This window comes from Streptomyces sp. NRRL F-6676 (genome assembly GCF_000725625.1).
Classification (GTDB): Bacteria; Actinomycetota; Actinomycetes; order Streptomycetales; family Streptomycetaceae; genus Streptomyces.
In genome coordinates, this window is record NZ_JOHS01000158.1 from 1 (window position 1) to 229 (window position 229).

Annotated in this window: 1 pseudogene; it reads right to left on the reverse strand. The window is 68.1% G+C overall.

Going from position 1 to position 229, the window contains the following annotated elements:
• Positions 1 to 229: pseudogene (locus IO29_RS31425) on the reverse strand (alpha-1,4-glucan--maltose-1-phosphate maltosyltransferase); the annotation flags it as partial.

The window sequence follows — 229 nt, forward strand, 5'->3', positions numbered from 1 at the left end:
CCGCATGGAGGCGGCCGCCTCACCGGAGAGCTCGGTGAGGTACTCCGTCAGCTCCTCCTTGGTGGTGCGCCAGGTGAAGTACGTGTACGACTGCTGGAAGCCGACCGCGCCCAGGGTGTGCATCATCGCCGGGCGGGTGAACGCCTCGGCCAGGAAGATGACGTCCGGGTCGCGGCCGTTGATCTCGCCGATCACCCGCTCCCAGAACACCACCGGCTTGGTGTGCGGG